Origin of the sequence: Streptomyces poonensis (assembly GCF_014650915.1) — a bacterium.
Lineage (GTDB): Bacteria > Actinomycetota > Actinomycetes > Streptomycetales > Streptomycetaceae > Streptomyces > Streptomyces poonensis.
Window position 1 is genome coordinate 233,577 of the sequence record NZ_BMVW01000007.1, and the last position, 21,722, is coordinate 255,298.

18 protein-coding genes and 1 tRNA gene are annotated in these 21,722 nt (G+C 69.9%); 7 read left to right on the plus strand and 12 right to left on the minus strand.

What is annotated here, in order from left to right; all coding sequences use genetic code 11:
* Nucleotides 1–28 precede the first annotated feature (28 nt).
* The 3 genes from tuf to IE242_RS19710 all read left to right on the plus strand — a co-directional run bounded on the left by tuf (nt 29) and on the right by IE242_RS19710 (nt 5,693).
* Complete coding sequence (gene tuf / locus IE242_RS19700) at nt 29–1,222, plus strand: elongation factor Tu (protein WP_189861042.1); 1,194 nt, start codon at nt 29–31, stop codon at nt 1,220–1,222.
* A gap of 208 nt (nt 1,223–1,430) precedes the next feature.
* Nucleotides 1,431–4,550 (plus strand): glycosyl hydrolase 115 family protein, encoded by a 3,120-nt coding sequence (locus IE242_RS19705; protein WP_189861043.1) that lies wholly within the window; start codon nt 1,431–1,433, stop codon nt 4,548–4,550.
* A gap of 45 nt (nt 4,551–4,595) precedes the next feature.
* The gene (locus IE242_RS19710) at nt 4,596–5,693 is read left to right on the plus strand and encodes an endo-1,4-beta-xylanase (RefSeq protein ID WP_189861045.1); all 1,098 of its coding nucleotides are present in this window, start codon (nt 4,596–4,598) and stop codon (nt 5,691–5,693) included.
* Between the two features lie 36 nt (nt 5,694–5,729).
* On the opposite strand, the gene IE242_RS19715 is transcribed toward IE242_RS19710, so the two are convergent.
* On the minus strand, nt 5,730–6,185 hold the full coding sequence (locus IE242_RS19715; protein WP_189861047.1) for a GNAT family N-acetyltransferase: 456 nt from the start codon (nt 6,183–6,185) through the stop codon (nt 5,730–5,732).
* A 301-nt stretch (nt 6,186–6,486) separates the two neighbouring features.
* Here IE242_RS19715 and IE242_RS19720 point away from each other — a divergent pair, with 301 nt between their 5' ends.
* Entirely contained in the window at nt 6,487–7,254 is a 768-nt protein-coding gene (locus IE242_RS19720) for a LuxR C-terminal-related transcriptional regulator (protein ID WP_189861049.1), read from the plus strand.
* On the opposite strand, the gene tamR is transcribed toward IE242_RS19720, so the two are convergent.
* A complete protein-coding gene (gene tamR, locus IE242_RS19725; protein WP_189861051.1) occupies nt 7,213–7,710 on the minus strand; it encodes a MarR family transcriptional regulator TamR in 498 nt (165 codons plus the stop codon). The two genes, IE242_RS19720 and tamR, sit on opposite strands and share 42 nt — an antisense overlap.
* Nucleotides 7,711–7,834: 124 nt before the next feature.
* Between tamR and IE242_RS19730 the strand changes: the two genes are divergently transcribed.
* Nucleotides 7,835–8,650 carry a trans-aconitate 2-methyltransferase gene (locus IE242_RS19730; protein ID WP_189861053.1) on the plus strand — a complete coding sequence of 272 codons (816 nt, stop codon included), beginning with the start codon at nt 7,835–7,837 and terminating at the stop codon, nt 8,648–8,650.
* Here the strand turns inward: IE242_RS19730 and IE242_RS19735 are convergent.
* From IE242_RS19735 to IE242_RS19745, 3 genes are all read right to left on the minus strand, one after another.
* Nucleotides 8,637–9,266 (minus strand): Uma2 family endonuclease, encoded by a 630-nt coding sequence (locus IE242_RS19735; protein WP_189861272.1) that lies wholly within the window; start codon nt 9,264–9,266, stop codon nt 8,637–8,639. The genes IE242_RS19730 and IE242_RS19735 overlap by 14 nt on opposite strands.
* Before the next feature lie 101 nt (nt 9,267–9,367).
* Nucleotides 9,368–10,033 (minus strand): TetR/AcrR family transcriptional regulator, encoded by a 666-nt coding sequence (locus IE242_RS19740; protein WP_189861054.1) that lies wholly within the window; start codon nt 10,031–10,033, stop codon nt 9,368–9,370.
* Between the two features lie 7 nt (nt 10,034–10,040).
* Nucleotides 10,041–11,147: an acyl-CoA desaturase gene (locus IE242_RS19745; RefSeq protein WP_373299541.1), complete on the minus strand. Its 1,107-nt coding sequence runs from the start codon at nt 11,145–11,147 to the stop codon at nt 10,041–10,043.
* 303 nt (nt 11,148–11,450) lie between these two features.
* Between IE242_RS19745 and ppc the strand changes: the two genes are divergently transcribed.
* Nucleotides 11,451–14,183, plus strand: a complete 2,733-nt coding sequence (gene ppc / locus IE242_RS19750) for a phosphoenolpyruvate carboxylase (protein ID WP_189861056.1) — start codon at nt 11,451–11,453, stop codon at nt 14,181–14,183.
* Between the two features lie 69 nt (nt 14,184–14,252).
* On the opposite strand, the gene IE242_RS19755 is transcribed toward ppc, so the two are convergent.
* The 7 genes from IE242_RS19755 to IE242_RS19785 all read right to left on the minus strand — a co-directional run bounded on the left by IE242_RS19755 (nt 14,253) and on the right by IE242_RS19785 (nt 20,071).
* Entirely contained in the window at nt 14,253–14,762 is a 510-nt protein-coding gene (locus IE242_RS19755; RefSeq protein ID WP_189861058.1) for a hypothetical protein, read from the minus strand.
* Nucleotides 14,763–14,876: 114 nt separating this feature from the next.
* Nucleotides 14,877–15,479 (minus strand): aminoacyl-tRNA hydrolase, encoded by a 603-nt coding sequence (gene pth / locus IE242_RS19760; RefSeq protein ID WP_189861060.1) that lies wholly within the window; start codon nt 15,477–15,479, stop codon nt 14,877–14,879.
* Between the two features lie 159 nt (nt 15,480–15,638).
* Nucleotides 15,639–16,232 carry a 50S ribosomal protein L25/general stress protein Ctc gene (locus IE242_RS19765; protein ID WP_189861062.1) on the minus strand — a complete coding sequence of 198 codons (594 nt, stop codon included), beginning with the start codon at nt 16,230–16,232 and terminating at the stop codon, nt 15,639–15,641.
* A 226-nt stretch (nt 16,233–16,458) separates the two neighbouring features.
* Nucleotides 16,459–17,439, minus strand: a complete 981-nt coding sequence (locus IE242_RS19770) for a ribose-phosphate diphosphokinase (RefSeq protein WP_189861064.1) — start codon at nt 17,437–17,439, stop codon at nt 16,459–16,461.
* A 103-nt stretch (nt 17,440–17,542) separates the two neighbouring features.
* Nucleotides 17,543–18,991 (minus strand): bifunctional UDP-N-acetylglucosamine diphosphorylase/glucosamine-1-phosphate N-acetyltransferase GlmU, encoded by a 1,449-nt coding sequence (glmU, locus tag IE242_RS19775; RefSeq protein ID WP_189861065.1) that lies wholly within the window; start codon nt 18,989–18,991, stop codon nt 17,543–17,545.
* A gap of 129 nt (nt 18,992–19,120) precedes the next feature.
* A tRNA-Gln gene (locus IE242_RS19780) sits at nt 19,121–19,193 on the minus strand.
* 14 nt (nt 19,194–19,207) lie between these two features.
* A complete protein-coding gene (locus IE242_RS19785) occupies nt 19,208–20,071 on the minus strand; it encodes a hypothetical protein (protein ID WP_189861067.1) in 864 nt (287 codons plus the stop codon).
* Nucleotides 20,072–20,238: 167 nt separating this feature from the next.
* Here IE242_RS19785 and IE242_RS19790 point away from each other — a divergent pair, with 167 nt between their 5' ends.
* The gene (locus IE242_RS19790) at nt 20,239–21,684 is read left to right on the plus strand and encodes a sensor histidine kinase (RefSeq protein WP_189861068.1); all 1,446 of its coding nucleotides are present in this window, start codon (nt 20,239–20,241) and stop codon (nt 21,682–21,684) included.
* Nucleotides 21,685–21,722: the final 38 nt, after the last annotated feature.

The window sequence follows — 21,722 nt, forward strand, 5'->3', positions numbered from 1 at the left end:
TACAGAACCACTCCACAGGAGGACCCCAGTGGCGAAGGCGAAGTTCGAGCGGACTAAGCCGCACGTCAACATCGGCACCATCGGTCACATCGACCACGGTAAGACCACCCTCACGGCGGCCATTACCAAGGTGCTGCACGACGCGTACCCGGACCTGAACGAGGCCACCCCGTTCGACAACATCGACAAGGCTCCCGAGGAGCGTCAGCGCGGTATCACCATCTCCATCGCGCACGTCGAGTACCAGACGGAGGAGCGTCACTACGCCCACGTCGACTGCCCGGGTCACGCGGACTACATCAAGAACATGATCACCGGTGCCGCCCAGATGGACGGCGCCATCCTGGTGGTCGCCGCCACCGACGGCCCGATGCCGCAGACCAAGGAGCACGTGCTCCTGGCCCGCCAGGTCGGCGTTCCGTACATCGTCGTCGCCCTGAACAAGGCCGACATGGTGGACGACGAGGAGATCCTGGAGCTCGTCGAGCTCGAGGTCCGTGAGCTCCTCTCCGAGTACGAGTTCCCGGGCGACGACGTTCCGGTCGTCAAGGTCTCGGCGCTCAAGGCGCTCGAGGGCGAGAAGGAGTGGGTCGACTCCGTTCTCAACCTGATGAACGCCGTCGACACCGCGATCCCGCAGCCGGAGCGCGACGTCGACAAGCCGTTCCTCATGCCGATCGAGGACGTCTTCACGATCACCGGTCGCGGTACGGTCGTCACCGGCCGTATCGAGCGTGGTGTCCTGAAGGTCAACGAGACCGTCGACATCATCGGCATCAAGCAGGAGAAGACCTCGACCACCGTCACCGGTATCGAGATGTTCCGCAAGCTGCTCGACGAGGGCCAGGCCGGTGAGAACGTCGGTCTGCTGCTCCGCGGCATCAAGCGCGAGGACGTCGAGCGCGGCCAGGTCATCATCAAGCCGGGCTCGGTCACCCCGCACACCGAGTTCGAGGCCCAGGCCTACATCCTGTCGAAGGACGAGGGTGGCCGCCACACCCCGTTCTTCAACAACTACCGCCCGCAGTTCTACTTCCGTACGACGGACGTGACCGGCGTCGTGACCCTCCCCGAGGGCACCGAGATGGTCATGCCGGGTGACAACACCGAGATGAAGGTGGAGCTCATCCAGCCCGTCGCCATGGAGGAGGGCCTCAAGTTCGCCATCCGTGAGGGTGGCCGCACCGTGGGCGCCGGCCAGGTCACCAAGATCACCAAGTGAGTCCCGCTCGCTTGAGGGTCGCCTGACCTGAAAAGGCCCGTACGACTTCGGTCGTACGGGCCTTTTCGCATCCCCGGGCCCGACCGGACCCGTACCGAAACTATTCGGCGCGTACGACCCGTTCCCCCCGCGCGTCACTCCCTCCACTATTTGTCATGCCGCTGAGCAAATTCGGCGTCAGCAGGACGACAGGTGCGAGGGGTGTGGCATGTCTGGACACGTCAGCCGCAGGGCCGTGCTCGGTACGGGGGCCGGCCTGGCGGCGCTGCCCGCGCTGCCGGGCGTGGCACGGGCGGAAGGGAAAGGGAGCGCCGGCCTCACGGTGACCGACCCCGGGGCGTACGTCTCCTTCGCGCCGCGGCCCGGGGCCTTCCCGCTCGTCGGCGCGCCCGTCGTGGTCAGCGACGCCGACCACCCCGGAGCCGTACGGGCCGCGGGGGACCTCCGCGACGACATCGAGCGGGTCACCGGTGCCCGGCCGGGGGGCACGATCGCCCGGACGGCGGTACTCGTCGGGACGATCGGCCGCAGCCCGCTGATCGACGGGCTCGTGGCGTCGGGCAAGCTCGACGTGACCGGCGTGCGCGGCGCGTGGGAGACCTCGCTGCAGACGGTCGTCGAGCGGCCGATGCCCGGGGTGGAGCGCGCCCTCGTCATCGCCGGCAGCGACCCGCGCGGCACGATCTTCGGGGTGTACGACCTCTCGTACGGCATCGGGGTCTCGCCCTGGTACTGGTGGGACGACGTGGAGCCGGTGCACCGGGACGCGCTGTACGTGCTGCCGGGACGGTTCACCCAGGGCACCCCGGCGGTGAAGTACCGGGGCGTCTTCATCAACGACGAGAACCCGGCGCTCGGCACCTGGGCACCGGAGTACTTCGGCCACGGCAAGGCACCCGGCCACCCCGGCGGTTTCACCGCGGACTTCTACGCCAAGGTCTTCGAGGTGCTGCTCCGGCTGAAGGGCAACTACCTGTGGCCGGCGGTCTGGGGGCGGGCCTTCGCCGAGGACGACCCGGAGAACCACGCCCGCGCCAAGGAATACGGCATTGTCATGGGCACGTCCCATGAGGCGCCCATGATGCGCGGCATCGAGGAGTGGAACCGGCACGCCGTCCCCGCGGTCCGGGACTCCTCGGGGGCCGTCGTGACGCCCGGACGTGACCCGTACGGCGGTACGGGGGAGTGGTCGTTCCGCCGCAACGCCGAGGCCATCAAGAAGTACTGGCGCGACGGCATCCGGCGCATGGTCGACGAGGACTTCGAGGGAGTCGTCACCCTCGGTATGCGCGGCAACGGCGACACCAGCCTGCCCGACGGCGACGGCATCGAGCTGATGCAGGAGATCATCGCGACCCAGCGGCAGATCATCGCCGAGGAGACCGGCCGCGACCTCGCCGAGGTGCCGCAGGTCTGGACGCTCTACAAGGAGGTCCAGCGCTACTGGGACCGCGGCCTGCGCGCCCCGGACGACGTGACGGTCGTCCTGACCGACGACAACTGGGGCAACATCCGCAAACACCCGGACCCGAAGGAGTCCCGCCCCGGCGGCTACGGCCTCTACTACCACTTCGACTACGTGGGCGTCGGCCGCAACTACAAGTGGGTCGACACCGCCAACCTCGCCAACCTCTGGGAGCAGCTCCACCAGGCGCACGCGTACGGCAACCACGGCCTGTGGGTGACGAACGTGGGCGACCTCAAGGGCAACGAACTGCCCACCGAGTTCTTCCTCGACTACGCCTGGAACCCCGAGCGGTGGGGGCAGGAGGACCTTGAGGAGTGGGAGCGCCGCTATGCGCGCCAGAACTTCGGCGCGGCCCACGCGGAGGCCATCGCGGAGATCCTGTCCACGTACGGGCAGCTCCAGGCCCGCCGCAAACCGGAACTCCTCAACCGCCGCATCACGCTGAACCCGGCGAAGGATCCGACGCGCGACGAGAGCGCGATCGTCTACGACGACGAGGAGACGCCCTTCTTCTTCGCGCACCGCGAGCTGGAGCGGGTGACGGACGAGTGGCGGCACCTGGCGAAGGCTGCGGACCGGGTCGGGCGCCGGCTGCCGCGGCGGTCCCAGGACGCGTGGTTCGAGCTGGTCGGGTACCAGGTGCAGGCCACGGCCAATCTGTACGGACTGCGCGAAGCCGAGTTCCAGAACCTGCTGTACGCCGCGCAGGGCAGGGCGGCGGCCAACGACCGGGCGGCGGAGGCGGAGGCCGGCCTGGAGCGCGACCTCGCCCTCGCCGACCGCTTCAACACCCAGGTCGCGGACGGCAAGTGGAACGGCTTCCAGACGCAGCCGCACATCGGGTACGGCGACGTGGAGCGCTACGGTCCGAACGCGGGCTGGCAGCAGCCGGAGAAGGACAACGTGGCGCTGCCGGACGAGATCTTCCCCGCGGTCGAGCGCATCGAGGTGCCCGAGGCCGCCGAGCTGGGCGTGGCCGTCGACGGCGCGGACGACTCGGGGCTGTGGTGGCCGGGCGGGGCGTCGGAGGCGCCCTTGCTGCCCGTCTTCAGCCCGTACCAGTCCAGGCCCCAGCAGTACATCGAGGTCTTCAACCGGGGCCGTACGCCCTTCGAGTACCGGATCGAGCCGTCGGTGCCGTGGCTGCGCGCCGACCGCCCGCGGGGCCGGGTCGAGCAGCAGGTCCGGGTGGAGCTGAGCGTCGACTGGGCGCGGGTGCCACAGGACGGCGCGGAGGGCTCGGTGACCGTGCACGGGGCCGGTGCCTCGGTGACCGTCCATGCCGTCGCCGAGAAGCCGTCCCGGCGCGGGCTGCGGGGCTTCGTGGAGGCCGGCGGATACGTGGCCGTCGACGCCGAGCACCACGTGCGGGCGGTCGGCGCGCGCGGGGTGAGCTGGCGGCGCGTCGACCGCATCGGCCGTACGGGCGCGGGCATGACCCCGTGGCCGGTCACGGCGGCCCGGCAGACCCCCGGCGGGTCCGGCCCGCGCCTGGAGTACGAGGTGAGCCTGCTGGCGGCGGGCGAGGTGACGGTCTACGCCCACCTCTCCCCGCGCAACCCCGTCCTGCCGACGAGCGGACTGCGCTACGCGGTCTCCTTCGGCGACGACACCCCGCAGACCGTCGACGTCATCGCGTCCACGGGCGCCGACGACGGCCTGATGAACAAGCAGTGGGCACGCCACACCTCCGACAACGTCAACGTGACGGGCACACGGCACACGATCGCCCGCGCCGGGGTCCACCGGCTGAAGTTCTGGATGGTCGACCCCACGGTCGTGCTGCAACGGCTGGTGATCGACACGGGCGGGCTCACGCCGACCTACCTCGGCCCCCTGGAGAGCCACCGCATCAGCTGACCGATCCGAACACCCCAGTACATGATGAGAAGGGACCACCCGCACATGAACCGACGGAACCGACGGACCCGCCGCTTCCGCCTCCCCGCGCTCGCCCTGCTGAGCGGCACGCTCCTGGTCACGGGCGCCGCCGTCCAGCCGGCCTCGGCCACCCCCGACCGCGCGCACTCCCCGGCCACGCTGCGCGCGCTCGCCGACCGGGCCCACGTGAAGATCGGCACCGCCGTGGACGGGACGGCACTGGCCGAGGACGCGACGTACCGCCGTATCACCGCCCGCGAGTTCAACTCGGTGACCGCCGAGAACGCCATGAAGTGGGAGTCGGTCGAGCCGGAGCGCGGCGAGTACGACTGGACGCAGGCGGACGAGCTGGTCCGCTTCGCCCACCGCAACGGCCAGGTGGTGCGCGGCCACACCCTCGTCTGGCACAGCCAGCTCCCGGCCTGGCTGACGGCGGGCGTCGCGGACGGATCGATCGGCAAGGCGGAACTCCGGTCGATCCTGCGGAACCACATCACCACGGAGGTCAAGCGCTACAAGGGCCGCATCCAGCAGTGGGACGTGGTCAACGAGGTCTTCGAGGAGGACGGCAGCTACCGCAACTCGATCTGGCTCCAGCAGCTCGGCCCGTCCTACATCGCCGACGCCTTCCGCTGGGCCCACGCGGCCGACCCCAAGGCGAAGCTCTTCATGAACGACTACAACGTCGAGGGCGTCAACGCGAAGTCCACCGCCTACTACGACCTGGCGAAGCAGTTGCTCGCCGAGGGCGTCCCGGTCCAGGGCTTCGGCATCCAGGGGCACCTGGCGACCCAGTACGGCTTCCCGGGACAGGTCGCGGAGAACCTCGCCCGCTTCGGGGCCCTCGGGATGCAGACCGCCTTCACGGAGGTCGACGTCCGCGTGCTCATGCCCGCGGACGAGGCGAAGCTCGCCACCCAGGCGACGTACTTCCGGGGTTTGCTGGACGCCTGTCTGAACGCTCGCAGCTGCAAGTCGTTCACCGTCTGGGGCTTCACCGACAAGTACTCGTGGGTGCCGGACGTCTTCCCGGAGGAGGGCGCGGCGACGCTCATGGACGAGGAGTTCGGACGGAAGCCGGCGTACGCGGCGGTGCGGGACGGGCTGGCGGCCGGGCGGTGAGCGCGGCGGTGCCCCCGGGCCGCTGACCGGCCCGGGTCACCCGAGCCGCTTCGTCAGTGTGTACTCCGTGATCCCCGGCGGATAGTCGGGGATCACGCACACCACCTCGTACCCCTGCTTCCGGTAGAAACCGGGGGCCTGGAAGCCCCAGGTCTCCAGACGGGAGCCGACACAGTCGCGCTCCTCGTGCGCGATGCGCTCCGTCTCGGACAATATCCGCGCCCCCAGACCCGCACCGCGACGCGGTTCGTCGACCCACAGATACGACACGTGGAGCCAGGCCGCCCAGGTGTGACCGACCAGGCCGCCCGCCATCTCCCCGGCCTCGTCCAGCGCCCAGACCTGGAGCGGAACCTCTCGTTCGCCCGGCGTACCGCGCAGTGCGCGAAGGACCGGGGACGCCGCCGTGTTGGTGTCCCTGAGCCGGGAACGCAGCAACTGGGTGCGCTGTTTGTCGACTTCTGTCTCGATACGAAACATGCGGCTCACCATAAACGGATCGGCCAATCAGTTCTGCAAATTACCTTCCACTCCCCGCGCCCGGCCTTACCCTGATGAACAGCACCGGTGGGGGCCGGTGCCGATCAGGGGGCGAAAGAGTCGGGTACGACGCCCGGGTGGGGGGCGGCAGTTCCAGCACACGGCGGCGGCCGTGTCGGCTGCGGCACCCCCGTTCCCGGGGCGGAGACAGAGCTTCCGGGAGAACCCCGGGCGCCGTACCCTGCGTCGGCCGTCCTCCGACCGACCTTTTCGGTCTCCCCTGCTCTTGAAGGAGCTTGGGGAAGGGGGTTTCGTGGTTCGCATCCGAGTCCTGGTCGTCGACGACCACCGCATCTTCGCCGAGTCGCTCGCCGCGGCCCTCGCCGCCGAGCCCGACGTCGAGGTCTCCGCGGCCGGCAGCGGCCCCGCCGCGCTGCGCTCCCTGGAGCGCGCGGCGGCGGAGGGGCGCAAGTTCGACGTCATGCTCGTCGACGCCGACCTGGGGGGCAACGTCCCCGGGTCACGCCCCGCCGTGCCCGTGCAGGAGGGCAACGAGGACGGGCTCGTCGACGGCATCTCGCTCGTCGCCGGAGTGCGCTCCGGGCAGCCGGCCGTACGCACCGTCGTGCTGGCGGAGAAGGACGATCCGCGGCGTGCCGCCCTCGCCCTGCAGGCCGGCGCCTCCGGCTGGGTCGCCAAGGACTGCTCGCTGTCCCGGCTGCTCACCGTCATCCGCGGCGTACTGCGCGACGAGACGCATCTGCCGCCCGCGCTGCTCACCGGCGTGCTCCGCGAGCTCACCGCCGCGCGCAAGCACCGCACCGAGAGCGAGCGGCTGGTGGAGTCCCTCACCCCGCGCGAGCGCGAGGTGCTGCGCTGCATGGTGGCGGGACTGGGGCGCAAGGCCGTCGCCGAGCGGCTGTTCCTCTCCCCGCACACCGTCCGCACCCATATGCAGAACGTCCTCGGGAAGCTGGGCGTCCACTCCACCCTCGCCGCCGTGGCCCTCGCCCGGCGCGCCGGGGTCGGGCCCGTCGACCTAGCCGGGGATGTTGTCGAACGGGGCGGTCAGCTGGCGTAGCAGCCCGGCCAGTTCACCCCGCTGGGCGCGCGACAGCTCGGCGAGGATCGCCCGCTCCTGCTCCAGCAGTCCCGCGAGGGCCTGGTCCGCCCGGTCCCGGCCCTCGTCCGTGAGCCGCACCAGCACGCCTCGCCGGTCACTGGGGTCGGGCAGCCGCTCCACCAGGCCCTTCTTGGCCAGCCGGTCGATACGGTTCGTCATCGTGCCCGAGGTGACAAGGGTCTGGGTGAGCAGCTGACCGGGCGAGAGCTGGTACGGGGACCCGGCGCGCCGGAGCGCGGTCAGGACGTCGAACTCCCACGGCTCCAGGTTGTGCTCGGAGAACGCCAGCCGGCGTGCGCGGTCCAGGTGCCGGGCCAGCCTGCTCACCCGGCTGAGTACTTCCAGCGGCTCCACATCGAGGTCCGGGCGCTCGCGGCGCCACGCTGCGACCAGTCGATCGACCTCGTCCTCCATGGAGATCAGTGTAGTGGTTTTGTCGACGTGAAGTCTCTTGGCGTCAAGTATCTTGACGGCGAGATTAGTGCGGTGGACAGTGGGAGTGACCGAGGAGATCACTCATCTCATGAGGAGTCGCGCCGTGCCCGCCACCACGCCCGTCTGGGACCCGCACCAGTACCTCCGCCACTCGGGCCACCGCGCCCGCGCCTTCCTCGACCTGCTGGCCCACGTACCGGACCTGCCCGCCGAACGCCCCCGCATCGCCGACCTCGGCTGCGGCCCCGGCAACGTCACCCGCCTGCTCACCGACCGCTGGCCCACCGCGCACATCACCGGCCTGGACAACTCGCCGGAGATGCTCGCCGAGGCACAGCCCCTGGCCGGCCCCACCCCGGGCGGCGGCCGCCTCGACTTCGCGTCCGCCGACGTCCTGACGTGGGCGCCCCCACAGCCGTACGACCTGATCGTCAGCAATGCCGCCCTGCAGTGGGTGCCCGGGCATCTCGGCCACTTCCCCGTACTGGTGGACGCCCTCGCGCCCGGTGGCGTCCTCGCCTTCCAGGTGCCGAGCAACTTCGACGCGCCGAGCCACCGGCTGATGCGCGAGCTGGCGGGCTCGGCGCGCTGGAAGGACCGGCTCGGCGGGGTGCTCCGCCACGAGGACGCGGTGCACAGCCCTGCCGTCTATCTGGAGGCGCTGGCCGGGCTCGGCTGCGAGGTGGACGTCTGGGAGACGACGTACCAGCAGATCCTCCAGGGGGAGGACGCGGTGCTGGACTGGGTGAAGGGGACGGGGCTCAGGCCGGTGCTCACCGCGCTGGGTGAGGAGGCGGAGCCGTTCGTCGAGGAGTACCGGGAGCTGCTGCGGGAGGCGTATCCGGCGGGGGCGCACGGGACGGTGTTTCCGTTCCGGCGGGTGTTCGTGGTGGGGCGGGTGGGGGCTACAGCTTCTTGAGGGCGTCGAGTGTGATGTCGATGTCGATGGTGTACGGGACGTCCAGCTTGAGCCGATCGTGGTGGATGCCGGTCAGTGCATACGTCTTGTTCACCGGGTCGATCTCGTAGGTCTTGATCACCGGGTGCTGATTCGGCTCGGTCATCTCGACCAACCAGAAGTGCGGGATGCCCGCGGCGGCGTATTTGGCGGGCTTGGTGTTGTGGTCGCGGGCCTCGGAGTCCGGGGAGACGACTTCTACAGCGAGCAGCACGTCCCGGGCCTGGAACCGGGTTTGCGTGAAGTCGGTGACGGCTTCCGAACGGACGATGCTGACATCCGGCTCCGGGCCGTTGCGGCGGTCCAGCACTACGGTCATCTCGCGCTCGATGCTCAAGCTACCCGGCAGCGTCGGCCGCAGGCCATTGACCAGCAGTTCCATCATCTTGTTGTGGAAACGTCGCTGCGGACTCACGAAGACCAGGCTCCCGTCGATCAACTCGGTGTGCGGCGGGAGGTCGGGCAGCGTGAACAGGTCGTCCACCGTGTAACCCTCGGGCGGCGGCACGGGCCAGCGGGTGCCGGACCGTTCGTCGGCGGGCTCGGGGGTCGGCTCGGCGATCGGCTCGGCAGTCATGGTGATCCCTCCCATGGACGGGATACTGGGCCTTCGCCACCACCGTAGCCGCCGGAACCAGCGAGTGGTCATCACAAAGAGTGATCAGATGCTCGGCGTTGTCAGTTCTTCCGGTGCCCTATCAGCCGCGGCTTCTGCTCCAGCCCGTCCAGCCCGTGCCACGCCAGGTTCACCAGGTGCGCCGCCACCTCGGCCTTCTTCGGGCGGCGGACGTCCAGCCACCACTGGCCCGTCAGCGCGACCATGCCGACCAGCGCCTGCGCGTACAGCGGGGCCAGCTTCGGATCGAAGCCGCGGCTCTTGAACTCGCGGCCCAGGATGTCCTCCACCTGCGTGGCGATGTCCGAGATGAGCGACGCGAAGGAACCCGTGGACTGGGGGATCGGGGAGTCGCGGACCAGGATGCGGAAGCCGTCCGTGTACTCCTCGATGTAGTCCAGGAGCGCGAAGGCCGCCTGCTCGCACAGCTCACGGGGATGGCCGGCCGTGAGGGAGCTGGTCACCATGTCGAGGAGGCGGCGCATCTCGCGGTCCACCACCACCGCGTACAGGCCTTCCTTGCCGCCGAAGTGCTCGTACACCACCGGCTTGGAGACCCCGGCCTTCGCCGCGATCTCCTCCACCGACGTGCCCTCGAAACCCTTGGCGGCGAAAAGGGTCCGACCGATCTCCAACAGCTGCTGGCGTCTCTCGGCGCCCGTCATCCGGGTGCGGCGGGTGCGCCGCTGCTTGTCGCTGCTGGAGGTATTGCTCGAGTCGGTCGCCACCCGCCCATCATGCCGCCTTGACGGCCTCCCTCTTGCGCCGGGAGCCGTCCCGGTCCGTGTTGCGCCGCGAATCGATACGCGAGCGTGACGGCCAGCGCACGTCGTACGCCCAGCCGAACTGCTCGAACCAGCGGATCAGCCGGGCCGAGGAATCCAGCTGGCCGCGCTCCACACCGTGCCGCGCGGAGGTCGGGTCGGCGTGGTGCAGGTTGTGCCAGGACTCGCCGCAGGACAGGACCGCCAGCCACCACACGTTGCCGGAGCGGTCACGCGACTTGAACGGGCGCTTGCCGACCGCGTGGCAGATCGAGTTGATCGACCAGGTGACGTGGTGGAGGAGGGCCACCCGGACCAGGGAGCCCCAGAAGAACGCCGTGAACGCGCCCCACCACGACATCGTCACCAGGCCGCCGATCAGCGCGGGGAGGGCGAGGGACGCCGTCGTCCACAGGACGAACTGGCGGGAGATCGTACGGAGCGTCCGGTCCTTGATCAGGTCCGGTGCGTACTTCTCCTGCGAGGTCTGCTCCTCGTCGAACATCCAGCCGACGTGCGCCCACCACAGGCCCTTCAGCAGCGCCGGGACCGTCTCCCCGTAGCGCCAGGGCGAGTGGGGGTCGCCCTCGGCGTCGGAGAACTTGTGGTGCTTGCGGTGGTCCGCCACCCAGCGCACCAGCGGCCCCTCGACCGCCATCGAGCCCGCGATCGCCAGCGCGACCTTCAGCGGACGCTTCGCCTTGAACGAACCGTGCGTGAAGTGCCGGTGGAAACCGATCGTGATGCCGTGGCAGCCCAGGTAGTAGAAGAACACGAGCAGGCCGAGGTCCAGCCAGCTCACGCCCCAGCCCCAGGCCAGCGGCACCGCCGCGATCAGCGCGAGGAACGGGACGGTGATGAACAGCAGCAGCGTGATCTGCTCGATCGAACGCTTCCGCTCGCCGCCCAGCGTGGCCGAGGGCATTGCGGCGTCGTCGGTCGTCGAGGCGGCCGCGGAACCCTCGGGGCCCGTGGCGCCCCCGGATCCCTTGGTCGTCCCGGATGCCTTGGATGCCTTGGTTCCTTTGGGATCGTTCGCCTCCGGGGCGTCTTCGATCACATCGGAGCTTGTGGTCATGGGGCGTCCCCTGTGGGGTCGAGGGTCGAGGCAGGTGCTTGTGGCAACGGCCTGTGGGGCACGGAGGCGTTCCCTACGGTTCCGTAACCTACGGCAACGTAAGTATGGCAGCGCGGCGCCCGGCGGCAAGAGCCCGTGAACCTGCGCGTCCCCATGGACACCTATCCTTGTGATCGGTCGGACAGCGCGGTCCGCTGTGATTTCCTGCCCGGATGCCCGGCCGCACGCGGCTCAGCCGCCCGGCCTGGTACCCGGGTTCCCTCCAGACGAGCTTCAACACTGCACCTGCAAGGAGCCGCACCTGTGAGCAGTGCCGACGACCAGACCACGACGGTCAGCAGTGAGCTGCGTGCCGACATCCGCCGCCTCGGCGACCTGCTGGGCGAGACCCTCGTCCGGCAGGAGGGCCCCGAGCTCCTCGAACTCGTCGAACGAGTCCGCCACCTCACCCGAGAGGACGGCGAAGCCGCCGCCGAGCTGCTGCGCGGCACCGAACTGGAGACCGCGGCCAAGCTGGTCCGCGCCTTCTCCACCTACTTCCACCTCGCCAACGTCACCGAACAGGTCCACCGCGGCCGCGAACTGCGCGCCAAGCGCTCCGCCGAGGGCGGCCTCCTCGCCCGTACGGCCGACCGCCTCAAGGACGCCGATCCCGAACACCTGCGCGAGACGGTCAAGAACCTCAACGTCAGGCCCGTCTTCACCGCCCACCCCACCGAGGCCGCCCGGCGCTCCGTCCTCAACAAGCTGCGCCGTATCGCCGCCCTCCTGGAGACCCCGGTCATCGCCTCCGACCGGCGCCGCCACGACACCCGGCTGGCCGAGAACATCGACCTCGTCTGGCAGACCGACGAGCTGCGCGTCGTCCGCCCGGAACCGGCCGACGAGGCACGCAACGCCATCTACTACCTCGACGAGCTCCACGCCGGCGCCGTCGGCGACGTCCTCGAGGACCTCACCGCCGAACTCGAACGCGTGGGCGTCACCCTCCCGGACGACACCCGCCCGCTGACCTTCGGCACCTGGATCGGCGGCGACCGCGACGGCAACCCCAACGTCACCCCCGAGGTCACCTGGGACGTGCTGATCCTCCAGCACGAACACGGCATCAACGACGCCCTCGACCTCATCGACGAACTCCGCGGATTCCTCTCCAACTCCATCCGCTACACCGGCGCCACCGAAGAGCTGCTCGCCTCGCTCAACGCCGACCTCGAGGCCCTCCCCGAGATCAGCCCCCGCTACAAGCGCCTCAACGCCGAGGAGCCCTACCGGCTCAAGGCCACCGCCATCCGGCAGAAGCTGGAGAACACCAAGGAGCGCCTCGCCAAGGGCACCCCCCACCAGCCCGGCCGCGACTACCTCGGCACCAGCGAACTCCTCGCCGACCTCACCCTCGTCCAGACCTCCCTGCGCGAGCACCGCGGCGGCCTCTTCGCCGACGGCCGGATGAACCGCACCATCCGCACCCTCGCCGCCTTCGGCCTCCAGCTCGCCACCATGGACGTCCGCGAACACGCCGACGCCCACCACCACGCCCTCGGCCAGCTCTTCGACCGCCTCGGCGAGGAGTCCTGGCGCTACGAGGACATGCCCCGCGAGTACCGCCACAAGCTGCTCGCCAAGGAGCTGCGCTCCAGGCGGCCCCTCGCGCCGACCCCCGCCCCGCTGGACGCGGCCGGGCAGAAGACCCTCGGCGTGTTCGAGACCGTCAAGCGGGCCCTCGACGTCTTCGGACCCGAGGTCATCGAGTCGTACATCATCTCCATGTGCCAGGGCGCCGACGACGTCTTCGCCGCCGCCGTCCTCGCCCGCGAGGCCGGACTCATCGACCTCCACGCCGGCTGGGCCAAGATCGGCATCGTGCCCCTCCTCGAGACCACCGACGAGCTCAAGGCCGCCGACACCATCCTCGAGGACATGCTCTCCGACCCCTCCTACCGGCGGCTCGTCGCGCTCCGCGGAGACGTCCAGGAGGTCATGCTCGGCTACTCCGACTCCTCCAAGTTCGGCGGCATCACCACCTCGCAGTGGGAGATCCACCGCGCCCAGCGCCGGCTCCGCGACGTCGCCCACCGCTACGGCGTACGCCTGCGCCTCTTCCACGGCCGCGGGGGAACCGTCGGTCGCGGCGGCGGCCCCTCCCACGACGCGATCCTCGCCCAGCCCTGGGGCACCCTCGAAGGCGAGATCAAGGTCACCGAACAGGGCGAGGTCATCTCCGACAAGTACCTCGTGCCGTCCCTGGCCCGCGAGAACCTCGAACTGACCGTCGCGGCCACCCTCCAGGCCTCCGCCCTGCACACCGCGCCCCGCCAGTCCGACGAGGCCCTCGCCCGCTGGGACGCCGCCATGGACGTCGTCTCCGACGCCGCCCACGCCGCCTACCGCAAGCTGGTCGAGGACCCCGACCTGCCGACGTACTTCCTCGCGTCGACGCCCGTGGACCAGCTCGCCGACCTGCACCTGGGCTCGCGGCCCTCCCGCCGGCCCGGCTCGGGCGTCTCGCTCGACGGCCTGCGCGCCATCCCCTGGGTGTTCGGCTGGACCCAGTCCCGGCAGATCGTCCCCGGCTGGTTCGGCGTCGGCTCCGGACTGAAGGCCCTGCGCGAGGCCGGCCTCGACAGCGTGCTCGAAGAGATGCACGAACAGTGGCACTTCTTCCGCAACTTCATCTCCAACGTCGAGATGACGCTTGCCAAGACCGACCTCAGGATCGCCCGCCACTACGTCGAGACCCTCGTCCCCGAGGAGCTCCAGCACGTCTTCGCCACCATCGAGGCCGAGCACGAGCTCACCGTCCGCGAGGTCCTGCGCGTCACCGGCGAGGAGAAGCTGCTCGACAACCAGCCCGTCCTCCAGCAGACCTTCGCCATCCGCGACGCCTACCTGGACCCGATCTCCTACCTCCAGGTCGCGCTCCTCAAGCGCCAGCGCGACGCGGCCGCCGCGGGCACCGACCCCGACCCGCTGCTCGCCCGCGCCCTGCTGCTGACCGTCAACGGCGTGGCGGCCGGACTGCGCAACACCGGCTGAGGCACAGCACGTACTCAGCACAGTGCCCCCGTGCTCGCCATGAGCACGGGGGCACTGTCACATCCGGCCTCAGACCGCCACGAACGCCGCCGTCAGCAGCACGATCCCGGAGACGGCCATCACCCACGCGGCCCGCGTCCGCCGCAGCCCGCCCGCGACCACCACCGACGCCAGCAGCAGCGCCCCGCTCAGCGGGACCCACGCGTACAGCATGCCGCCCGCCCCCGAGCGCACCGCCTCACCGCTGCTCGGCTTCAGCACGACCGCGTACGTCCGCCCCTCCGCCACGGCGACCGAATCCTCGATCTCGACGCTCTCCCGGGCCTTCGACCCCTCGGACACCGGCGTGTACGGCCCCCTGCACATGCCCTCGTCGCACCGCGTCACCTCGACCGTGCCGCGCTCGCGCCCCTTGGTGAGCAGCACGTGCTGGGCCGTGCCCCAGGACGCCCACACGCCCGCGATCAGGATCAGCGCCGTCACCGCACCCATCGCCGCGAGACGTCCGAAGCGCAGTACGGCCTGGGTGCCCTGGCGGGTCTTACGGGACGCGGAGCTGGCAGGCATGGCCGGGATCATTGGCCATGACACTGCGGCCGGTCAACTCCTGAGGAGAGGAGCGGGGAAAAAGCGGAGGACAAGTCCGCAGTTGTCCACGTACATCGACCCGCCCCCACCCGGCACGCCCGCCTCTCAGGAGTTGTACGCGCTCTGCGCCCGCTCCAGCCCCTCCGTGAGCAGCGACTCCACCGAGTCGGCCGCACGGTCCACGAACCAGTCCAGCTCCTTGCGCTCCGCCGCCGAGAAGTCCTTCAGCACGAAGTCCGCCACCTGCATCCGGCCCGGCGGACGCCCGATCCCGAACCGCACCCGGTGATAGTCCGCACCCATCGCCTTCGTCATCGACTTCAGCCCGTTGTGACCGTTGTCGCCGCCCCCCAGCTTCAGCCGCAGCGTGCCGTAGTCGATGTCCAGCTCGTCATGGACCGCCACGATGTTCGCCACCGGCACCTTGTAGAACTCACGCAGCGCGTTCACCGGACCGCCCGACAGATTCATGTACGACATCGGCTTGACCAGCACCACCCGTCGGCTGCCCGGCCCCGGCGGACCGACCCGCCCCTCGACCACCTGCGCCTGCGCCTTCTGGGCCCGCTTGAACTTCCCGCCGATCCGCTCCGCCAGCAGATCCACCACCATGAACCCCACGTTGTGCCGGTTCATGGCATACCCCGGACCCGGATTGCCCAGGCCCACGACGAGCCAGGGAGCGCCCGCGTCGGTCGTCACGTCCATGTCTCCTCACCCAAGCGGTCAGCCGCCGTCTCGCGCCGTCGCTCGCATCTCGTTCATACACGTCAGCCGCCGGACCCGCGCTCGCGGCGCGGGCCCGGCGGCTGACGAAGATTCTGCCCCGGAGCCTTCAGGACCCCTGAGGGGAATCCCTTACGGAGATCAGGCCTCCGTGCCCTCGACGCCCTCGGCGCCCTCGGCCGACGGCTCCTCCGCCTGGGCGGCCAGCACCTGGAGGACCACCGTGTCCGCCTCGACGGCCAGCGAGACACCCTTGGGCAGGGTGATGTCCTTGGCGAGGACGGAGGCACCGGCCTCCAGGCCCTCGACGGAGACGGTCACGGACTCGGGGATGTGCGTGGCCTCGGCCTCGACCGGCAGCGCGTTCAGCACGTGCTCCAGCAGATTGCCGCCGGCGGCCAGCTCACCCTCGGTGTGGACCGGGATCTCGACGTTGACCTTCTCGCCGCGCTTCACCAGCAGCAGGTCGACGTGCTCCAGGAAGCCCTTCAGCGGGTCGCGCTGCACGGCCTTCGGGATCGCCAGCTCGTTGCCCTTGCCGTCGATGTCCAGCGCGATCAGGACGTTCGGCGTACGCAGCGCCAGCAGCAGCTCGTGACCCGGCAGCGTCAGGTGCAGCGGCTCGGAACCGTGGCCGTACAGCACACCCGGAACCTTGTTGTCACGGCGGATACGACGGGCGGCGCCCTTGCCGAACTCGGTGCGCGTCTCGGCGGCGATCTTCACCTCGGACATGTTCACTCCTCGTAATCAGGACTCGTGGGAACACGAGAGAAAGGTCGTGGTCAGTCACCCGGCCACGAACGGCCTGCTACGAAGAGCGCGTCGATAACGGACCGCCGATTTCCGCGGAACGGAAACGGCCTCCCTCGCCGAGCAACCTCAACAGGGTACTCGGCCAGGGAGGCCGCAGAAAAATCGATCAACCGGGGCCGCCTCGCGGCCGGCCCCGCCGAGCGTCCTACTGCTCGTCGAACAGGCTCGTCACCGAACCGTCCTCGAACACCTCACGCACCGCGCTCGCGATCGTCGGCGCGATCGACAGCACCGAGATCTTGTCCAGGTCACGGCCCAGCTCGGCCGGCGTCGGCAGCGTGTTGGTGAACACGAACTCGCTCACCCGCGAGTTCTTCAGCCGGTCCGCCGCCGGACCCGACAGCACACCGTGCGTCGCCGTCACGATGACGTCCTCCGCACCGTGCGCGAACAGCGCGTCCGCGGCGGCGCAGATGGTGCCACCCGTGTCGATCATGTCGTCGACCAGGACACACACCCGGCCCTTCACATCACCGACGACCTCGTGCACCGTCACCTGGTTCGCGACGTCCTTGTCACGCCGCTTGTGCACGATCGCCAGCGGCGCGCCCAGCCGGTCGCACCAGCGGTCCGCCACCCGCACCCGGCCCGCGTCCGGGGACACCACCGTGAGCTTGTCGCGGTCCACCTTCTTGCCCACGTAGTCCGCCAGCAGCGGCAGCGCGAACAGGTGGTCCACCGGACCGTCGAAGAAGCCCTGGATCTGGTCCGTGTGCAGGTCGACGGTGAGGATCCGGTCCGCACCCGCCGTCTTCATCAGGTCCGCGATCAGACGCGCCGAGATCGGTTCACGCCCACGGTGCTTCTTGTCCTGCCGCGCGTAACCGTAGAACGGCACGATCACCGTGATGCTTCTCGCGGAGGCCCGCTTCAGAGCGTCGATCATGATCAGCTGTTCCATGATCCACTTGTTGATGGGAGCCGTGTGGCTCTGGATCAGGAAGCAGTCCGCACCACGCGCCGACTCCTGGTAGCGGATGTAGATCTCACCGTTGGCGAAGTCGAAGGCCTTCGTCGGGACGACCCCGACACCCAGCTGCTGGGCGACCTCCTCGGCAAGCTCGGGGTGGGCGCGGCCGGAGAAGAACATCATCTTCTTCTCGCCGGTCGTCTTGATCCCGGTCACAGCACAGTCTCCTCAGAGGTCTCAGCTGGGCATGAGAGAACGTCTCAGCTGGGGGGTGATTGCACCTATCACGGTACGCCGTCCCGGACGTACCCGTTTCCGGTCAGCTTTCGCCGGCCGCCTCCCGGCGAGCCTCCTCGGCCGCCTTCGCCGCCGCGCTCCCCGGACGCTTACGAGCCACCCAACCCTCGATATTCCGCTGCTGACCGCGGGCCACGGCCAGCGAACCGGGCGGCACATCCTTCGTGATCACGGACCCCGCGGCCGTGTAGGCACCGTCCCCGATCGTGACAGGTGCCACAAACATGTTGTCCGAGCCCGTCTTGCAGTGCGACCCGACCGTGGTGTGGTGCTTCGCCTCACCGTCGTAGTTCACGAAGACACTCGCCGCGCCGATGTTCGAGTACTCACCGATCGTGGCGTCCCCCACATACGACAGGTGCGGCACCTTCGTGCCCTCACCGATCGACGCGTTCTTCGTCTCGACGTACGTCCCGACCTTCGACTTCAGCCCGAGCCGCGTGCCCGGCCGCAGGTACGCGTACGGCCCGACGGACGCCTGCGGGCCGATCTCCGCGCTGTCGGAGACCGTGTTGTCGACGCGGGCACCCGCGCCGACCCTGGTGTCCTTGAGCCGGGTGTTCGGCCCGACCTCGGCACCCGAGGCGACATGCGTCGCCCCCAGCAGCTGCGTGCCCGGGTGCACCACCGCGTCCTGCTCGAACGTCACCGTCACGTCCACCCAGGTCGTCGCCGGGTCGACCACGGTCACGCCGGCGAGCATGGCGTCGGTCAGCAGCCGGTCGTTGAGCGTGCGGCGCGCCTCGGCCAGCTGCACACGGTTGTTGATCCCGGCGATCTCACGGTGGTCGGCCGCGACGGAGGCGCCCACGCGGTGACCGGCCTCACGCAGGATGCCGAGGACGTCCGTCAGGTACTCCTCGCCCTGGCTGTTGTCCGTACGGACCTTGCCCAGCGCGTCCGCGAGCAGCTGCCCGTCGAACGCGAACACACCCGAGTTGATCTCCCGGATCGCCCGCTGCGACTCGGAGGCGTCCTTGTGCTCCACGATCGCCGTCACGGCACCGGAGGCGCCGTCGCGGACGATACGGCCGTAGCCGGTCGCGTCCGGGACCTCGGCGGTGAGGACCGTGACAGCGTTGCCGTCGGCGGAGTGGGTGGCGGCGAGCTGCGTCAGCGTCCCGCCGGTGAGCAGCGGGGTGTCACCGCACACGACGACGACCGTGCCGTCGATGGTCCCGCCGAGCTCCTCCAGGGCCATGCGGACCGCGTGCCCGGTGCCGTTCTGCTCGGCCTGTACGGCGGTACGGACGTGCGGGTCGATCTCGGAGAGGTGCGCGGAGACCTGCTCGCGGGCGTGACCCACGACGACGACCAGGTTCTCCGGCTCCAACTCGCGGGCGGCGGCGAGGACGTGGCCGACGAGAGAACGGCCACAGATGCTGTGCAGGACCTTGGGGGTGGCCGACTTCATACGGGTGCCCTCACCCGCTGCGAGTACGACGACGGCTGCCGGGCGGTTGGCGCTCACGGGGTGTGCCCTTCGGCTTTGGATGGGTGGGGTGTGGACATCCGCAGGATACCGGGGCGTAGGTGGGGGGAAATGTGAACGGGTCCTGACTGGGGTCAGGACCCGAACTGAGGTGGTGTGTGCTGTGAGCTCCCCCGCAAGGATTCGAACCTTGTCCTGCTAGGACCAAAACCTAGTGTGCTGCCAGTTACACCACGGGGGACAGCACATCAGACCTTACCGGAGACGTTCTCTCGCTTGGGCCACGATTCCGTTCCACCAACCCTCGATGCGGTTGTACAGATCAGCGCTCCTCGCCACGGTGATGACCAGGCAGCCGTGGTAGTCGTCGGCGGTGTTCTTGCGGACGGTCTTGGGGTTGTGCTTCTTGAGCGTTGGCTTCGCGAAGACGGTCGTGTCCACGTCGGCGAGATCTGCCCAGTGCCTGTGCGCCGCTTCGATGTCCGCCGACTCGTGAATGAGTACTCGGTAGCCAAGGCGGTCCCGATCCACCTCGAGCAGGTCCAGCCACGCAAGGTAGGTGAGGATCACGCCGGGATCGCTGTTGACGAAGACGGCACGTTCGCGGCGGTCGTACGGCTTACTCTTGGCGCCCTCTGCCCAGTACAGCGCGACCCCGAGCGTGAACAGCTCGCGGTCCGTGAGCTCGCCGATGTCCCGCTGGGCTGCGGTCTTGGCGTTTTCGAGCTCCTGATTCCGTGTCGCACGCAGCCGGGCCAGTCCATCGTTCATGAGGGCCCGCTGTTCCTCGGGTGTGTAGCGCGGTGTGGGCTTCGGCAGGTCCCGCACCCACAGCGAGACCGAGCTCCGTGAGCAGCCCAGCTCCACCTCGATCTGGTCGTACGTCCAGCCCTGGAGGCGCAGTTCGCGGGCCTTCGCGCGGAGGTCGTCCTTGGCGCGGGGGCGCTTTGTCCACTCGGGTGGGGGCTCGCCCTTCACGAGCTGGTTGAGGATGTCGTTGTTGTAGATCTTCAGCTCGTCGCGGATCTGCCGGAGGCTGTGGCCGCTGCGCCGCAGCGCGACCGCCTGTTCCCGCAGCGCCTCGAAGTCGGCGTACTTGCCGGTGGTGGTGCGTGTCATGCGCTCACCGTCCGGGGGGAATGATCCCTTCCGGGGTCGAACGATGAGCGATTCAGCAGTTCGAGGTATATCGGTCGGTTTCGCTTCCGTCCGGTCACGGAGTGTGGTGTAGGCCAGTCCGGGAAACTCGCCGGAAAAGCCGCACGGGGCGACCGTAGGCTGGAGGCATGACCACGACGGGGGAAGACCACCACGGGGCCGGGACCAGGGCGGGTCCGTGGTGGTGGGGGCAGAGGCGCAGCGCGGTGCTGGACGTGGGGCTCGCCCTGGTGTCCGCGCTGGAGTGCGCGGCGGAAGGTGTGGGCTTCGCGCGGGACGCGGGGCTGCCCGTGGCCGTGGGGGTGCTGTTCGGGCTGGTGGCCGGCTCCGTGCTCGTGGTGCGGCGGATGTGGCCGGTCGCCGTGGTGCTGGTGGCGGTCGCGATCACGCCGGCCGAGATGGGCTATCTGCTGAGCATCGTCGGTCTGTACACGCTGGCCGCGTCGGAGGCGCCTCGGCGGATCATCGCCGCATTGTCGGGGATGTCCTTCGTGGGGGTCTTCATCGTCGCGTTCGTGCAGACGACGCGGAGTGTGCGGGACACCCCTGAACTGGGCGCGGAGTGGTTCCCGCCGTTCGTGGCGCTGACGATGGCGATAGGGCTGACGGCGCCGTCGGTGCTGCTGGGGCTGTACGTGGGTGCGCGGCGGCGGCTGATGGAGAGCCTGCGGGAGCGGGCGGACTCGCTGGAGCGGGAGCTGCAGTTGCTGGCGGAGCGGGCCGAGGAGCGGGCGGAGTGGGCGCGGGGCGAGGAGCGCCGGCGGATCGCCCGGGAGATGCACGACGTGGTGGCGCACCGGGTGTCGTTGATGGTGGTGCACGCGGCGGCGTTGCAGGCGGTGGCCCGTAAGGACCCGGAGAAGGCCGTGAGGAACGCGGCGCTCGTGGGGGACATGGGGCGGCAGGCGCTGACGGAGCTGCGGGAGATGCTCGGGGTGCTGCGGTCGGGGGACGGGCAGGTGGCGCCGCGGCGGGCGGAGCGGGTGGAGCGGGCGGGGCGGGTTCCGGAGTCGGAGTCCGGGTCGGTGCCGCTGGCCGCGGTGGGGGTCGCGGCGGCTGCGGCTGCCGCCAGTGCGTCGGCCGGGTCGTATGGGCCTGCCGGATCCGCCGGGTCTCCCGGTTCTGTCGGGTCTGCCGGTTCTGCCGGGTCTCGGGGGGTGGTGGAGGCCGGTGAAGGGCCGTGTCTGGCGGAGCTGGAGGAGCTGGTCGGGCAGTCGGCGGCCGCGGGGATGGTCGTACAGCTGTCGGTGATGGGGGAGGTGCGGGCGTACGCCCGTGAGGTGGAGCAGACCGCGTACCGGGTGGTGCAGGAGGCGCTGACCAACGTGCACAAGCATGCGGCGGGGGCGAGGACGCATGTGCGGTTGGCGCATCGGGACGCGGAGATCGCCATGCAGGTGGAGAACGAGCCGCCGCCGGAGCCGGGGGCCGCGTCGTCGGCGGGGCTGCCGTCCGGGGGGAACGGGTTGCTCGGGATGAAGGAGCGGGTCGCGGCGCTGGGCGGGGTGTTCGTGTCGGGGCCGACGGACGCGGGGGGTTTCCGGGTGTCGGCGGTCATCCCGTCCGGGGGGTGACTTTGCTGCCGTACGCGGCGCCCGGCCTGAGGGCTGAT

Excerpts from the sequence above, each read along its gene's own strand:
- IE242_RS19745 (WP_373299541.1), bottom strand. The coding sequence starts at position 11,147 with ATGACCACAAGCTCCGATGTGATCGAAGACGCCCCGGAGGCGAACGAT.
- pth (WP_189861060.1), bottom strand. The coding sequence starts at position 15,479 with ATGGACGTGACGACCGACGCGGGCGCTCCCTGGCTCGTCGTGGGCCTG.
- IE242_RS19785 (WP_189861067.1), bottom strand. The coding sequence starts at position 20,071 with ATGACACGCACCACCACCGGCAAGTACGCCGACTTCGAGGCGCTGCGG.
- IE242_RS19765 (WP_189861062.1), bottom strand. The coding sequence starts at position 16,232 with ATGTCCGAGGTGAAGATCGCCGCCGAGACGCGCACCGAGTTCGGCAAG.
- IE242_RS19790 (WP_189861068.1), top strand. The coding sequence starts at position 20,239 with ATGACCACGACGGGGGAAGACCACCACGGGGCCGGGACCAGGGCGGGT.
- IE242_RS19705 (WP_189861043.1), top strand. The coding sequence starts at position 1,431 with ATGTCTGGACACGTCAGCCGCAGGGCCGTGCTCGGTACGGGGGCCGGC.
- tamR (WP_189861051.1), bottom strand. The coding sequence starts at position 7,710 with ATGGAGGACGAGGTCGATCGACTGGTCGCAGCGTGGCGCCGCGAGCGC.
- IE242_RS19735 (WP_189861272.1), bottom strand. The coding sequence starts at position 9,266 with ATGACTGCCGAGCCGATCGCCGAGCCGACCCCCGAGCCCGCCGACGAA.
- IE242_RS19755 (WP_189861058.1), bottom strand. The coding sequence starts at position 14,762 with ATGATCCCGGCCATGCCTGCCAGCTCCGCGTCCCGTAAGACCCGCCAG.
- IE242_RS19710 (WP_189861045.1), top strand. The coding sequence starts at position 4,596 with ATGAACCGACGGAACCGACGGACCCGCCGCTTCCGCCTCCCCGCGCTC.
- IE242_RS19715 (WP_189861047.1), bottom strand. The coding sequence starts at position 6,185 with ATGGTGAGCCGCATGTTTCGTATCGAGACAGAAGTCGACAAACAGCGC.